The sequence below is a fragment of the Halomicronema sp. CCY15110 genome (genome assembly GCF_016888165.1).
GTDB lineage: Bacteria > Cyanobacteriota > Cyanobacteriia > Phormidesmidales > Phormidesmidaceae > Halomicronema.
This window is the reverse complement of sequence record NZ_JACSWC010000275.1, coordinates 1-14,037: the sequence shown is the minus strand read 5'-3', so window position 1 is coordinate 14,037 and position 14,037 is coordinate 1. Positions and strand designations below refer to the sequence as shown.

The 14,037-nt window shown below is 52.8% G+C and carries 13 protein-coding genes and 2 tRNA genes; 11 read left to right on the top strand and 4 right to left on the bottom strand.

Translation table 11 applies throughout. The annotated features are described in order from the left end of the window. Positions 1 to 42: 42 nt before the first annotated feature. From JUK32_RS11275 to JUK32_RS11265, 3 genes are read left to right on the top strand one after another with little or no spacing between them, the layout of a single operon-like run. Positions 43 to 1,203: an NAD(P)/FAD-dependent oxidoreductase gene (locus JUK32_RS11275; RefSeq protein ID WP_204138953.1), complete on the top strand. Its 1,161-nt coding sequence runs from the start codon at positions 43 to 45 to the stop codon at positions 1,201 to 1,203. After that, entirely contained in the window at positions 1,200 to 2,042 is an 843-nt protein-coding gene (locus JUK32_RS11270) for an alpha/beta fold hydrolase (RefSeq protein ID WP_204138952.1), read from the top strand. The genes JUK32_RS11275 and JUK32_RS11270 overlap by 4 nt, the downstream gene beginning before the upstream one ends. A 5-nt stretch (positions 2,043 to 2,047) precedes the next feature. Then, a complete protein-coding gene (locus JUK32_RS11265) occupies positions 2,048 to 3,052 on the top strand; it encodes a 2,5-dihydroxypyridine 5,6-dioxygenase (protein WP_204138951.1) in 1,005 nt (334 codons plus the stop codon). A 397-nt stretch (positions 3,053 to 3,449) separates the two neighbouring features. On the opposite strand, the gene JUK32_RS11260 is transcribed toward JUK32_RS11265, so the two are convergent. The 3 genes from JUK32_RS11260 to JUK32_RS11250 form a co-directional block, all read right to left on the bottom strand. Continuing rightward, positions 3,450 to 4,232 (bottom strand): hypothetical protein, encoded by a 783-nt coding sequence (locus JUK32_RS11260; RefSeq protein WP_204138950.1) that lies wholly within the window; start codon positions 4,230 to 4,232, stop codon positions 3,450 to 3,452. Positions 4,233 to 4,410: 178 nt separating this feature from the next. Next, positions 4,411 to 6,627, bottom strand: coding sequence for a type I DNA topoisomerase (topA, locus tag JUK32_RS11255; protein WP_204138949.1), 2,217 nt, complete (start codon positions 6,625 to 6,627; stop codon positions 4,411 to 4,413). Positions 6,628 to 6,822: 195 nt separating this feature from the next. After that, on the bottom strand, positions 6,823 to 8,106 hold the full coding sequence (locus tag JUK32_RS11250) for an MFS transporter (protein WP_204138948.1): 1,284 nt from the start codon (positions 8,104 to 8,106) through the stop codon (positions 6,823 to 6,825). Positions 8,107 to 8,504: 398 nt separating this feature from the next. Here JUK32_RS11250 and JUK32_RS11245 point away from each other — a divergent pair, with 398 nt between their 5' ends. From JUK32_RS11245 to JUK32_RS11210, 8 genes are all read left to right on the top strand, one after another. Continuing rightward, the gene (locus JUK32_RS11245; protein WP_204138947.1) at positions 8,505 to 9,047 is read left to right on the top strand and encodes a hypothetical protein; all 543 of its coding nucleotides are present in this window, start codon (positions 8,505 to 8,507) and stop codon (positions 9,045 to 9,047) included. Further along, positions 9,031 to 9,693: a hypothetical protein gene (locus JUK32_RS11240; RefSeq protein ID WP_204138946.1), complete on the top strand. Its 663-nt coding sequence runs from the start codon at positions 9,031 to 9,033 to the stop codon at positions 9,691 to 9,693. Before JUK32_RS11245 ends, JUK32_RS11240 begins: the two co-directional genes overlap by 17 nt. Positions 9,694 to 10,258: 565 nt before the next feature. Continuing rightward, a tRNA-Phe gene (locus JUK32_RS11235) sits at positions 10,259 to 10,357 on the top strand. 112 nt (positions 10,358 to 10,469) lie between these two features. After that, positions 10,470 to 10,546, top strand: a tRNA-Gln gene (locus JUK32_RS11230). Positions 10,547 to 10,627: 81 nt separating this feature from the next. Then, entirely contained in the window at positions 10,628 to 11,341 is a 714-nt protein-coding gene (locus tag JUK32_RS11225; RefSeq protein ID WP_239112561.1) for a ParA family protein, read from the top strand. Then, positions 11,334 to 12,353 carry a ParB/RepB/Spo0J family partition protein gene (locus tag JUK32_RS11220; protein ID WP_204138945.1) on the top strand — a complete coding sequence of 340 codons (1,020 nt, stop codon included), beginning with the start codon at positions 11,334 to 11,336 and terminating at the stop codon, positions 12,351 to 12,353. Before JUK32_RS11225 ends, JUK32_RS11220 begins: the two co-directional genes overlap by 8 nt. 64 nt (positions 12,354 to 12,417) lie before the next feature. Then, on the top strand, positions 12,418 to 12,573 hold the full coding sequence (locus JUK32_RS11215; protein ID WP_204138944.1) for a hypothetical protein: 156 nt from the start codon (positions 12,418 to 12,420) through the stop codon (positions 12,571 to 12,573). Further along, entirely contained in the window at positions 12,525 to 13,286 is a 762-nt protein-coding gene (locus JUK32_RS11210; protein ID WP_204138943.1) for a hypothetical protein, read from the top strand. Before JUK32_RS11215 ends, JUK32_RS11210 begins: the two co-directional genes overlap by 49 nt. Here the strand turns inward: JUK32_RS11210 and JUK32_RS11205 are convergent. Further along, complete coding sequence (locus JUK32_RS11205; RefSeq protein ID WP_204138942.1) at positions 13,252 to 13,971, bottom strand: IS1 family transposase; 720 nt, start codon at positions 13,969 to 13,971, stop codon at positions 13,252 to 13,254. The two genes, JUK32_RS11210 and JUK32_RS11205, sit on opposite strands and share 35 nt — an antisense overlap. Positions 13,972 to 14,037 lie beyond the last annotated feature (66 nt).

Below are 14,037 nucleotides of genomic sequence, written 5' to 3'. Positions count from 1 at the left end.
GTTTCTAAACTCACCTCCATGAGGGACAGCGAGGAGAGGTTCATGCCACGGACGGTGCACATCGCAGGTGGCGGCATTGCCGGAATGTCAGCCGCATTAGCCTTTGTCAAGCATGGCTGGCACGTGACAGTTTACGAGAAAAGTCCCGGCATCCGTCCTCAAGGCGCGGGCATTTACCTCTGGGAGAACGGCCTGAAAGTTCTCGAGGCTTTAGGGATTTACGAGCAAACGATCAAAAATAGTATTCCGGCCTGGCGGCATCAAAAACGGGATCAAGACGGCACCGTTTTTGCCGAAGACTTTTTCTCTCAGCACAATCGCCTCTATGTGCCCACCCGTGCGGACCTGCTCTATGCCTTTTATGACGAAGCTTGCCGCCTGGGAGTGGATTTCGAATTTGGCGTTGAAGCCGTTGCGGCAGAACCTGATGGCACCGTTCATCTGGCCGATGGCAGGAGCCGGAAGGGTGACTTAATCATCGGTGCCGATGGCATTAATTCTCAAGTGCGGGATTCTTTAGGGTTGCTCAAGCGCCGAAAGTTAGCGAATCAGTTTGGCTACCGGGCGATGATTGCGCGATCGCCCGATGAATTGGCAACCGACGAAGGGCGAGGGCATTGTGAGCACTGGCACGGGTCGCGCCGGATCCTGTATGCACCCTGCACTCAGGATCTGGCCTACATTCAGCTCACGTCTGTTAAAGGCGACGAGCGGGGACAGTCGCTCCCCGTCGATCACGACTATTGGCAAGCTACGTTTCCACACCTGAGTTGGATTATTGACCGCTTGCCGGAGGAAGGCCGAGGCGATCAGTTTGAAATTCTCAAATTAACCCACTGGCGGCACGGGCGAGTGGTCTTAATCGGGGATGCGGTGAATGCCCAACCACCCTTTTTAGGTCAAGGTGGGGGATGTTCCATGATGGCCGCGTTAGCATTAGCCACCTGGATTGAAGAGGCTCAAGACATTGAACAGGGCGCGGCTTTGTGGGAACGCCACGAACGTCGACTGATTGAGTGGACCCAAGATGTCGCTTATTACTACGGAGAACTCGCCTTCTATCCGCCCAAGCTCCGAACCGCTGTCTTTAGATTGATTCAGCGCTCCGATTGGTTGAAACGCAAGACGATCTGGATGACTGCCCTCCATCCCCCCAAAGGCACCGCTCTGAAACCGACCCATCGCACCCTACAGCCATTGTGAATCAGCACTCTCAAATGATTGACACCGGAGAAGTCAAGCTGTTTGTGTCAACAGCGGGGGAAGGTCCTGCCCTGATGTTTTTGCATGGCTTAGGTTGGAATCATCAGCTTTGGGATAGGGCTTCTTTACGCTATGGCGATCGCTACCGCGTCATTGCGGGCGATACTCGCGGTCATGGTCGCTCTGAGCAACCCGATGGCCCATACAGCATTCCCATGTTTGCTGAGGATTGGTTAATCGTCCTGGATCAGATGGGGATTGAACAAGCGATTTTAGTGGGCTTTTCCCAAGGGGGAATGATCGCCATGCAGATGGCCATTCAGCAACCAGAGCGGTTCCCAGCCCTGGTGCTAGCCTGCACCACTTGCTGTACCCCTCGTGCGGTATCCGATAACATGCAGCAGCGCCTGGCGACATTGGATCGCTTGGGCGCTTTAGAGACCGCCAAACTGGCAAGTCAATCGATCTTTTCGAGTCGCTTCATTGAGCAAAATCCCGCATATATTGCCCAGTTCATCCACCAGCGGGCAGCGGCTAACCAGACCGCCCTGAAACATGCGATGGCGGCGGTGATGGGCTTCGATGTCTGTCGTCATCTCGCAACGCTATCCCAACCTTGTTGGGTCATCGCGGGAGAGCAAGACACCTTAACGCCACCCAACGCTGTTGCAACGGTGCATCGGCATCTAGCCCATTCAAACTATGTCTGTATTCCGAATACCGGACACATGATTCCCATCGAGCAACCGAAGCTGTTCTATCACCAGGTCGATGCCGCCCTAGAGCACTGGCAAGCAGTTGCGCCCCCCTTATCCCTGTTCTCTACCCAAGGAGCCTGACCACGATGAGCCTCACCTCCGCACAGCTAATGACGCTTTGGCAGCATGTGCTCACACTGAGCCGGGTGCAACCGGGCGAGAACGTCGTGGTGCTAAACACCTATGACGGCTCCACTCCCTATAAATCCGTGGCCATCAGCCAGCCTGAAATTTTGGGAGCACAGGTCAGCTATGTGGAGGTGCCCAGTCGTTCCTCCCTCCCCGATGCCGTTTTACCACTCTTAACTGCCGCCGATTTGATCATCGATCTCGCCTTTATTTTGGATGGTCGAATGCATCGCTGCCGGGCAACGGGGACGCGAGTGCTGGTGATTCTCGAACCGCCAGAAATTCTGGAGCGGATGCTGCCGCAGGCTGAAGATAAGCAACGAGCGATCGCAGCCAAGGAAAATTTGGCCCGAGCCAAGGTCATGCATGTCACTTCTGCTGCTGGGACCGACTTTTATGCGCCCCTGGGCGAGTTTCCAGCGATGTGCCAGTACGGCTTTGCCGATGAGTCGGGTCATTGGGATCAATGGCCGGGGGTCTTTGTTTTCACATTTCCCAATGAAAGAAGAGCCAGCGGGACTGTCGTGTTGGATCGCGGTGACATCATCTTTCCCTTTTTCACCTATATCCAGTCCCCGATTACCCTCCAAGTCGAAAATGGCTTCATTCGGGAAATTTCCGGCGAGTTTGATGCCGACTACATGAAGGCTTTTATGGCCAAGTACCAGGACGACGACGTTTACGCGATTTCCCATATTGGCTGGGGACTGAGCCACAACGGACAATGGGAAGCGATGGGGCTATACAGGAAAGGGGAAACTGAAGGGCAGGATGGAAGAGCATTTGCGGGCAATTTTCTTTTCTCTACTGGCCCTAACACAGTCGGTGGTGGGCAGCGCTCCACGCCTTGTCACCTGGATGTTCCCATGCGCCATTGCTCGGTTTATCTGGACGATGAGCCTGTCGTCTTAAATGGCCGTATCACCTTTGAACGGCAAGTTTTAGCATCAACTTTAGCTTAATCGGCTTCTCATCCCGACACTCGCCTATGCCTCCGGCAGGCTTTGCCAACGGCAGAGTGCGGCGCTTCCCGCCGATCAAGCTAACCCTTTCATGAAATGTCTATCCTGAGCACACCGATGGCATTGGATTCGATACTTTCTCTCATTGATGCACGTAGCGGCGGCGGCCAAACTCCCACATCTGGAATGATGACCCATCGGCATAAATTGAGGAGTGAAGACATTTTCAAGAAAGAAATCTACTCGCCGCTATCAACCCTGACGAGGGGGGAGAGCAGTTCAATGATAGGCCTAATCAGGCAGAGGTGATAACCATGAAATTTCAGCGCAGAGATCGCCTCAGCAATTGGCAACAAGATAAAACCTTGGAGGTGGTGCAACCAGTTACTCGACTGGGTTATGCCTTGATTTGGTACACCCCATTGCCCACATTTCGCCACTTACCCGTTTTTTTCCCTTCAGAGAGAACATTGGCCAAAGCTTTCTTAATCCGCTTTACGTCTTCCCCTGAGACATCTTCATACAGCTCGCTGACAAGCTGATCCAGGTGTAGAGGTTCTGCCGCCTGAGTGAGTACCTGCGTCACCGCATCGGTGAGGGAGGTATCAGCAAATTCTGGGCGGAGTAGGGCGCGTGACGTTGGCTGAGCCCTGGTTGTGCGAGCTTTTGAGCGAGGCTTCGTGCTGGGCAGTTTTTTCGTCGTCGCTTTGGCGGATGATGACTTCGGTGATTTGGCTTTGGCAGATCGCTGAGAAGCGGTTTTCTTACCTGGGGCAGTTGCCGGTGGAGCGGCGACCTCAGCAGGAGAGGAAGCGGATTCTTTTGCCGGAACAGTCTGGCTAGTAGCCGCATTCACTGGAACATCATTTTTCCCTGGCAGCTCAACCTGAGTCGGCGCGACGGGGGCGGCAGCGGGTGCGGTTGTCGGCTCCGGCGGCGGTTGGACATCCGAGACAGCGGGAGCGGCGGCTATGCCAGCAGCCGTTTCCAGGTGTCCTAGCATCGACGCTTCCGCTAACAGCGTTTCAATCCCCTGTAACTGCGTTGTTTTCTGCTGCACCTGTTGGTTCATCCACGCGAGTTCCTGCTGCAGGTGCGCCTGGACTTTCTGCAAAGAGGTGATAAAAGTACTGGCCTCCGCTGGCGGTAGGGTTTGTAGATAAGAGGTTGGAGTCGCCACGATAAATTACAGCTAAACGGTACAGCTGTAATTGTAGGCAGAGTCGGGGAAAAGGCATCATTTCCCGCTGTTTTAGGCAGCAACATGAAGCAGTATGAATTGACGACTCTCCGTTCTAAAGACGCGGTAAGTCGTCAAGGTAATGCCGGAGCATCGAAGAGCGGATGTTTGGTAGAGATCACTCTTGACCGGTTTTCTTGGACCCGGCCAGCGTTGACTCTGGCAGTTGCAAGGTGCCGAATTTAGGTGACCAAAACTCCCCGCGACTTTGGAAAAACGCAACCTCCTGACACTTGCCGCGACGATGCGCCACAATCGAACAGCGCAGCATCACTTTCTCCTGCCCCGCTTTGGTGTAAAAATAGCGCTCCAGCATTGCTCCGCAGACAGGGCAGGGCCGGTCAACAAACATCTCTGGATTCAGCGCTTGTCGCTGAGCATGAGGCAGTTCATAGCGCTTGGCTTTAGCATTCCAAAACATCACGGTATTGCAGCCTGCCCCCGAGCATTTCAGAAAGTGCCTGGCCTTCATTTTCTTGGAACGAGACGGAACCTTATTCATGGTCTCGCCGCAAGTCGGGCACTGGGTCTTAGTCGGTCGTCCTTGAGTCGGTGTCGTCTTAGAGGTTGAAGATCGTCCGGCATTGTTCACTGCCGAGGCCAGTGGTTTTGGGCTAAAGGGTGGTAAGGACACAAGCTGAGCCTTAGCTTTAGCGATCGCGGGAGCAAAGTAGTTTTGATTCCAGTCAATCAGGTATGCTTGCCACTCTTGCTTGCCCGTGGCGATCGTGTCCAACTCGGACTCCATCTGTGCAGTAAATTCAGGTTGAATCAGATCCGGCAGGAGTTTCTCTAATGCACTATCGAGTTCCAGCCCCAAGGTCGTTGGCTGCAGTTTGCCCTTGACGACCTGCACATATTCCCGCTGCCGCAGCGTCTTGATAGTTGGCGCGTAGGTGCTAGGCCGACCAATCCCTTTTTGCTCCATGAGCTTGACCAACTTGGGCTCACTGTAGCGCGATGGCGGCTGGGTTTGCTTCGGCTCCGCCTGCGCCTGGTTGAGTTGCAGAACTTGCCCCTGAGTCAGTACAGGCAACACTGAATCAGCGCTGATGTTGTGCCAGTAGCGGGTGTATCCGGCAAATTCAAGCACCTGACCCCGCGCTTCCCAGTAGGCCTCGCCGGACTGAGTAACGATGCGCGTCTTACGCAGTCGAGCCGGAGCACATTGAGATGCGATGGCTCGATGCCAGATCAGCTCGTAGAGACGAGCAGAGTCCGAGTCTAACTCTCCCTGTAGTGCATCAGGTTGACGATTCACATCAGTCGGTCGAATCGCTTCATGGGCTTCTTGAGCCCCTTTCACGGCTCGGTGGCGCGTTTTCTGCTGCGGCAGATTGCTGGGGTCATGCTGCTGGAGGTATTGGCGAACCGACTCACAGAAGGATGCGGAAAGATTCACCGAATCGGTTCGCATATAGGTGATGTAGCCCTTTTCGTACAACGACTGAGCCACCTTCATGGTCTGCTCGGGGCGGAAGCGGAGTTTGGAGCCAGCAGCTTGTTGGAGCGTTGAGGTGACGAACGGCGGTGGTGGCGATTGGGTCGTTTGTTTACCTTCCACTCGAACCACAGCATGGGGATGCGCCTGCGCGATCGCGACCAACTCATTCGCCTTTTCTTGAGCGGTGACCCGCTCCGATTCTGGCTCAGCTTTTTTATCGTCCGCGATATCTTTGGTCTGTTTGCGTTGAGGTTGCAGGCGACTGCGGTAGAACGCCTTAAAACCTTCTCCATAGCTCACCCAAACACTCCAATAATCCTGAGGGACAAAGGCTTGAATGGCTTGCTCACGCACACAAAGCAAGTGCAAGGTGGCGCTCTGAACCCGTCCCATCGACTTGGCCCCATTGTTCAATGGCCAAACAACATGGCGGCTGCCAGTGTAGCCCACGAGCTTGTCTAAACAATCCCGCGCCCGACCAGCCGCAATCAGGCTTTGATCGAGGGAGCGGGGTTGCGCGATCGCAGCTCTGACAGCTTGCGGGGTAATCTCGCTGTAGACGACCCGCTGTGGATGCTTCAGGCGCAATGCCTGTTGTAGATGCCAGCCAATGGTTTCCCCTTCGCGATCTGGGTCAGTGGCGATATAGACGCGATCGGCCTTTTTCACCGCCTGCCTGAGGTCTGATAATACTTTCTTAGAGCGCGCATCACGTGGCTGATAGCGACAAGCGATACGACCTGCCTCCAGATCGAAGCCAAGCGCATCAACACCATCGTTTGCCAATTCGCGCACATGGCCCATACTGGCTTTGATGATCCAGCCAGTGCCCAGAATTTGACCCAGCTTTTTCACCTTGCCTGGACTTTCAATGAGTAATAGATTTGCCATCTCATTACTTCCTTCCCCTAGGATCCACTAGCAACCAGCGTTCCACGCTATAGTACAAGTAAACCACTCTCATTCAACCGGGTCCACGTGCACTTCACACCAATACGACCGTAGATGTGGGCGTTGTCTTCGCCAGAGGAACTGACTACCCTCCCGCACTGTTGATGGGCGGATTCAAGCGATCCGGTCTGCGGCTTAGTCCTCAGCCGATAGTGTCTGACTACCGATCTCTCGTCGTAAAAGAATTAGTAGCCCCAGAGCAATCGCCGCGCTTAAAACAAAGTACAGCCAGAGCTTGGCTCCCACTGCTGTGGGATGGTCTAAGGCCCAACCGCCCAGACTTGGCCCGATCAAAAAGCCGATCGCCCAGCATTGAGACTCTAGCGAGAAGTAAATTCCCCGCAGGGAAGCGGGCGCTAAGTCACCGACTAAAGCCGACGCGGACGGCGCATACAGGACATCGGCGATCGCTAAGCAGGCCATTGCGCTCACAACAGCCACCAGCGCCACTTGGGGAACGGCATTGGGCAGCCAAAGCATGACAAACCCCAAGCACCACACGATCAGGGCAGCGATCAACAAACCGCTATGCGATCGCGAGCGGAATACGCGAGTTAGCGGTAATTGCAGACAGATTTTGAGGACCACATGCCAAACAAAAAAGTAGCTAATAAACTCTCCTGAGAATCCAGTCTCAGTGTTGCCCCCCGGCATAAAGTTAGCTAGATAAAGCGGCAAGGTACTGCTAGATTGCGCGGCATAGATGGGAAAGAACAGGTTGGCGAGGAGATAGATTGCAAATGCGCGATCGCGTAACGCCTGTCCCCAGTCGCCCCAAGTAGTCAAAGGGGTTTCTATGTGACGGGTTTCAGCAATGGTGAACCAGATGACGACGCTAAATAAGAGATAAAGTATCCCCTTACCGACGAAGAGAACCGGATAACTGCCAGCCGCCGCAATATATTGCCCCGCGATCAACGCGCCTACCGCCAAGCCCAAATGATCAGCAAGACGGGCTAGGGCCATAGCTTCAGTGAGATGTTCTGACTCCGTCAAATCAGTGGTGACCGTCAAGGTTGCGGGCCAATAGAGGCTAATACCTAAGCCCAACAGTAAATTGCCCGCTACCAATACAGCAAAGGTCTGGGCAGAGGCTAGGAAGAAGCTACCCAAAGCGGCGATGATAGCTGACAACAGTAGCGTGCCGCGACGCCCCAATTGAGGCGAGTTGAGAGCACTGCCAGCAAAAAATCGGCCCACGAGACCTGAGACCCCGATGCTGCCCTGCGCCAGCCCCACTTGGGTCGGTGAAAAGCCTAATTCGTTCACGAAGTAAATTGAGGCATAGACCAGCGTGAAGCCCTGGCCAATGAACAGCATCAGTTGACCGAAAGCGAGAATCCAAATTTCTCGTTTGAGGGGAGGCAGCCATGCTCGCAACTGTTGCAACGGCTGAGATAGAGCGGGAAGATTCTCCATAAATGCTTTTTCGATAGGGCTTGGACGTGGGGGTGGTTATTAGCCTAACGTGAGTGAGCCTGCGCGCTTTTTCCTGACATGATGCGAACTCTCGGAAGCGCGATCGCTCGCATCAACGGATGATTCTGAGGGATCCGCTCGATCGTCAGTTCGGCCCTGAGACCATATGAAGCGCAGCGGCAGGAAGTGAACAAGGGTAGCAACACGGGCGGAGAAGCGGTTCTCCTTCGGGAACGTTGCATCAACGCCCTAGCACAAAACGCGTTGGGATGAGTTGGCGAAGGCCGATTGAAATGTAGTGTAATTTGTAGTGTAACCAAAGGTCAGACTACCAGTAGAGCGTTTGCACTATTTCAGAATTTACGCTAAAACTTACACTAAATATTGAGGTTGATGTTGTGCCCCGACGCATTGATCCTAAATGTCTGGAATGCGCTCAGTTATCCGTAGCTGAGGCCCGCCAACAAAATGGTCCAGAGGGCGACGGTTGCTGGGTTGAGAGCCGTTGCCACCGCAAGCGATCGCACTATCGTCATCGTCGGGATAATAATGCCTCGCGGCGGAGTCAGTATCAGCAAGTTCGCCAGCAGGAGAAAGCGGCCGATGCCCCTCAAACTCTGGAGATATCCTTAGAATCCAAACCAGTTGCCTACCTGTATCTGTATCGCGTGAAGCGTCAGGATGCCCCGCTTCACGCGATCGCCGTTTCCGTCTGGCAAGGCGATCAGCAGGTGCTACAGGTGAAGCCGATTCACTGCGCGGGGATGCGAAATCAGCAGATTCAGGGATACTTGATGGAGGTACTGAAAATGCTGCGCGAACAGTTCGGGATTACAAAGTTTGAGCCGGAAATTCGCATGGAGCCCACGGAATGTCCCATTGAACCCTGCCCTCTCAAGCCGAAGGCAATGGTAGAGGTAGCCCATGAACCATCAGCCTGAACAGCTAGAACTGGCCCTCGAAGACGCGGCTGAAACGCCTGCCATCGCTGACTTAAAAGTCCTTTGTCAGCAGTTTGAAGCTGCTTCGGCTCAACTGTCTGTCCAGGAGCAGTTGACTTTGGGGAGCAGGGTGTTTGAGCGCTTAGCCGAGATCTATCAAGCCAAGGCCGATTGGCTGCTAGAAGACTGGGAAAATGCCCACAACCCTCAAGACCCAAACGTGCCAGGAGGCTGGCTTCAGGGCTTTGTCCGACAGTCACAGCATGTAGACCTGTCAGACCTGACGGCTCCTGTCCAACGGCGTCCTCGCACAGCCTCTGGCAAGACGAAGAAGCCATCAGGAACGGTAGTGGGCGAAGTGCCTAAAGAAAACGTTCTGAAGATGCTCGATGAGGTGGAGTTAGCAGAACAAAAGATAGCCGCGATCGCCGTTGCCCATGAAGAACGAATCGAAGATTGGGTCGCTGAAATTCATGCCTGGTTTAACCAGCATCCTCAACCCATTTCGCTACTAGATCTCCAGCAGGCTCTTAATTGGCCGTTAATTCAACTCTGGCTCAGCCTGCTGCTAGGCGGATTTAAGCTGGAAGCCATCGACTCGTCTTTCTACAGTCTGCAAATCCTGGTATCGACATCTCCACCATAAGTCAAGACCCTTGCGGGGCTTTCCCCAAATACTTCGACCGTAGTTTCCCACCTTGCCAGTAGCGCAGGTACAGGTATGGCCCATGTCGCTTATTGCCACGGGGAATGTACTTCGCTTCGATGTGCCCTCTCGATCCTTGTGGCGATCGCTGATGGGGTTCGTCTCTGCTGCCACCGTCGCCATCTGATTCAGGCTCAGGGTTTTTTTGGGGCATTTCCAGCGCTTCGATCAGCCCTCCCAGTACAGCCCGAAGTTCGCGCAGATCTGTCAGTTCCCAGGCAGCGAGGGAGGGGAGAAGCTTGTCGGTCGGGGATTGGGAGGGCATCGCTTTGTTAGGGAATGTAGCTTTATCACTCTACCCCTCATTTTATTCCCTAACACTTTCTCACAAATCTGCTAATCCCGACACTATCGAATGTCCTACAAGAATTTGCTTTCCTCTCAACGCGCAGGACTCGTCTCCCTAAGCGATCACATCTACGGTTGCCCGAATATCCGTGCGCAGTGGCTAACATTTCTGGTTTCCAACCAGAAGACGCGAGTTCAAGTCCCGCTGATCGCTTTTGGCTTTGTAGCTCAGTCGGCAGAGCGTCTCTTTAAAATGGAGAATATTGCGGGAACTCTGCGAGAAGTCGCTGCGCGTCTACAAATCATGCCAAGGCCACTGTGGGAGCCTGGCTTAACAGAAAGACACCGACCTGCCAATCTTGGAACCGTAGCTCAATGGGGAGAGCGCCCACGAAGGTTATCGGTTTGATGTCACTTCGGATTTCACTGTGGTCGAACCCGAAGTGTTGGAGGGACTGTTTTTTGAAACCAGCGTTAGCGAGTTCAACTCTCGTCAGCTACCCCAACTATTTTCATAAGGTCTACCTTATTTATTTAGTAAAAGCATCATTTACCCAAAACGTTTTGGGTAAATGGTCATCAAAGCATGAATCCTGAAATATCATTGAGGAAAATCTTGCTTAAAATCATGGCAAATTTTCCCGAAATTATCGCTTTCGTGAACCAGAAAGGTGGTGTAGGTAAATCAACAGGAGCTGTCCATGCAGCAGATCGGTTTGCTCGTAAAGGAAAGAAGGTCATTCTGGTAGACGCCGATGCCCAGCAAAGTAGCTCTCAGTGGGTGGCCGAGCTGAACGAGTCACATCCCGAACTCAAATTGTCGGCTCAGGCGATTGTGGACCCGGAAGACCTGTTCGACAAACTTCAAAAACTTACAGCTGAGTGTGATCTTATTGTGGTCGATGGTCCGGCAAAGTCGAATGAAATCACCAAGGCAATCCTTGCGAGATGTCATATCGCACTCATCCCGTGCCGAGAATCGATTGTAGAGCTGCGAAGCTCTGGAGACATTCTCCGGTTGATTCGTCAGGTTCGTGAGTTGAGAGGAGACATGCCCAAGGCAGCAATTTTTCTCACTCAAGTCAAAAATGGCACCGTGCTCTTAAGAGAAGCAAGAGAGGCATTGGGAGAAGACCCTGACATTCCCTTAATGAAGACAATTATTTATGATCGCCAGGTCTTCAAAGATGCTCCAGGGCAGGCAACAACTGTTTATGGAATGCCAGGTAAGCCAGCGAAAGAAGCTGCTGGACTTTATGATTCGTTGTTCAAAGAGGCGTTAAAGATTTTCAATGGCTAGAAGAACCCTTAAGCAGGCATATCAAGAGCCTTCACCAACAAACTTAGAAAGCTTTGTTTTCGGAAGAGATGACGACTCCCAAGATCAGCAACCTAATAAAGCAACTGAGGAGACAGCTTTCGGAGCTGAAATCATCATTCCCATTACCAAGGTTCATAAAACCTTTTCGTTTACTCCAAACGGCAAACCCCTGCGTTACTACTATGACCAGGAAGAGCTGAAAGAATGGGGGGAAACCGATTTAAAGCCTAATGGAGTACGCACAGCCCTTTGGGTGCGACCAAGACCAGACAAGAGAGGGGAATATGAACTAGTTGCAGGACTGCGCCGCTTAACTGCTTGTGACCTAGTCGGAATAACCGAAGTTCCTGCCAAGGTCTTCAACTGGAGTGATGAGGAAGCCTACGCAGCAGCGTTCGATGAGAACGATAGGCGGCAGGATTTTTCAAGACTCGAAGAAGTAGATAACATCCTGAGCATTCTCTGCAATAGGCTTCAAATCGAACAAGATGAACTAGTTTCGTTACTCTACAGAATGGACAATGAAGCCAAGGGGAAAACTACCCAAAACGTTTTGGGTAATCCAGAGGCTAAGATGATTGAAGCGTTTTTTGTGGCACGAGGACAGTTGACATGGAGATCCTTTGTCGTCACCAGACTACCGCTACTCAAGAAACCACCCGAAATCTTGGAAGCAATTAGATCGTCTCAGATTGACTACACAAAGGCGATCGAGATTGCCAAAGTTAAAGACACTGAACGGCGCGAAACTCTACTCAAACAGGCAACGCAGAAAAAACTCTCTCTTACAGAAGTCAAAGCGGCAATTAAGCAAGCTACTCAGTCAGAAGAAAAAGCCCATCACTCTGGCACACAGGCCCAGCAAGCAGACTTGAAGAAAAGGTTCAGATCGGCCTTACGGAAGGTTGACAAGACGGATGCTTGGAATAATCCCCAAAAATCTCAGCGACTCGAAAAGTTGTTGCAGCAAATAGAAAAACTGCTCTCGTAGTCATCAGCCGAACTCATACTGCTATCGCACTGCATCTCTGGAATTCTCTGGAGATGCGATTATTATGCCTATTCGCATTGCTCCCCCCATCCTCGATCTGGAAGCTGTGCGAGGGATTGAGGTGGATGTCGCCCTCGCCGCAGGCAACGATCGCCAAGAACCGTTGTATCTGTGGGCGACACCTCACAAAAGCTCCAGCCAATTACCGATACCGATCTGAGGTTGCTCTGCTTTCCTGACGGGCAACCTGACAAAGCTTCCCCAGTCAAAAGCGGTCAACCCGCCATCCTCAGCTACGGCCTGGGCGCAGATAGCACTGCACTGCTGCTCAAATACCTGAGCAAAACGGACGAAGAAAGGGGCTTTCCGCTCGAAAATCTAATCGTCATCACATCTCTGGTTGGTCGCGAATGGGATGAGACGGTTGATAAAGTGCAACGATTCATCTTCCCCCTGCTGCGTCAGCACCACATCTTGACCATTCAATGTGGTCGCATGTCGGACTATTCAGCCGATGGCTGGATAGTCTACGAATGCAGTCGCCAGCCCCAGCGTCTCTATCAAGATGTGGCTCAACGCCTCGGCTGGACATTGGATCGGCATCTGCTGCGAAACGGCATTGTGCCCCAACGCCGCAGGGGTGCCCGTACCTGCACGTTGCGCTTTAAGGGGGAGGTGATTGACGCGATCGTTCGCCATCTGTTTGCTGTCTCCCCGATGGCAACCTACAAGCGCGAGATTGGCTACAACGCGGATGAAGTGGGACGGGCGAACCGGAGTGAAGGCTATGGCGCTGGTGGTGTCGAACCCACTTATCACGTTGGCTACAACACCGATGAGACCCACCGGGCCAAGAGCGATCACTCAATGGGACAAGGCTATGCCTACGAGGGTAGTCCTAAAGAAGTAAGGACGCGTTGTAATGGTGGATGAAATACCAGATCGCACCAATATGATTGTCGAGCTTCTTGGAAAACGATAACGTCTTTCGTACCAGCCTTGATACGCGCTGCCATAAGGTGCAGTTAAACCGCTCAATGTGGTTAGTCTGGCCGCTGTCTTTGCCGACAGCATGGTGACGTTTGGACGGCAGGACAGTCTCATAAGCTTGCCAAAAGTCGCTGTAACAGACGGCGCACTGACGATAGACTGGTGACAAAGAATCCCATAGGGCTTGAGCACCTTTCCCAGAGCGATCACCGACATGCATCCCCACAATCTCACGGGTATCTCGATTGATGGCGAGCCAAATCCATTGCTTATTCCCTTTGTTGCCCACAAACGACCAGACCTCATCACATTCCACTGTTAAGCCCTTTTTTTGAGGGCTGACCCTCACTTGACGTTCGACCTGCTGATATTTGGTGTTGACGTATTGCTGCAGCCAGACTTCTGAAACCTCTGCTACACGAGCAATCCCGGCTAAGGGAATCTTCTCCAACAAGAGTTTGTCGATTAAGCACTGGGTGGCCTCATCGATGATTTTGTTTTGCGGGTCTTGCACAAACTGGCGTCCGCAGTTTTTACATTTGTGATTCTGCTTGCCGTTGTGGATGCTGCCATTTTTGACGACGTTCGAGGAGTGACACGCTGGACAAGTGGGCAAGGGAGAGGACATAAACTTGAATCAATCTCAATCTGATTCCAGGTTCACAGAGTTTTGCCATCGCGGCATCGCCTCTTT

Coding starts and splice junctions, on each gene's coding strand:
- JUK32_RS11220 (WP_204138945.1), top strand. CDS start 11,334: ATGGCTAGAAGAACCCTTAAGCAGGCATATCAAGAGCCTTCACCAACA.
- JUK32_RS11215 (WP_204138944.1), top strand. CDS start 12,418: ATGCCTATTCGCATTGCTCCCCCCATCCTCGATCTGGAAGCTGTGCGA.
- JUK32_RS11205 (WP_204138942.1), bottom strand. CDS start 13,971: ATGTCCTCTCCCTTGCCCACTTGTCCAGCGTGTCACTCCTCGAACGTC.
- topA (WP_204138949.1), bottom strand. CDS start 6,627: ATGGCAAATCTATTACTCATTGAAAGTCCAGGCAAGGTGAAAAAGCTG.
- JUK32_RS11225 (WP_239112561.1), top strand. CDS start 10,628: ATGAATCCTGAAATATCATTGAGGAAAATCTTGCTTAAAATCATGGCA.
- JUK32_RS11240 (WP_204138946.1), top strand. CDS start 9,031: ATGAACCATCAGCCTGAACAGCTAGAACTGGCCCTCGAAGACGCGGCT.
- JUK32_RS11275 (WP_204138953.1), top strand. CDS start 43: ATGCCACGGACGGTGCACATCGCAGGTGGCGGCATTGCCGGAATGTCA.
- JUK32_RS11265 (WP_204138951.1), top strand. CDS start 2,048: ATGAGCCTCACCTCCGCACAGCTAATGACGCTTTGGCAGCATGTGCTC.
- JUK32_RS11250 (WP_204138948.1), bottom strand. CDS start 8,106: ATGGAGAATCTTCCCGCTCTATCTCAGCCGTTGCAACAGTTGCGAGCA.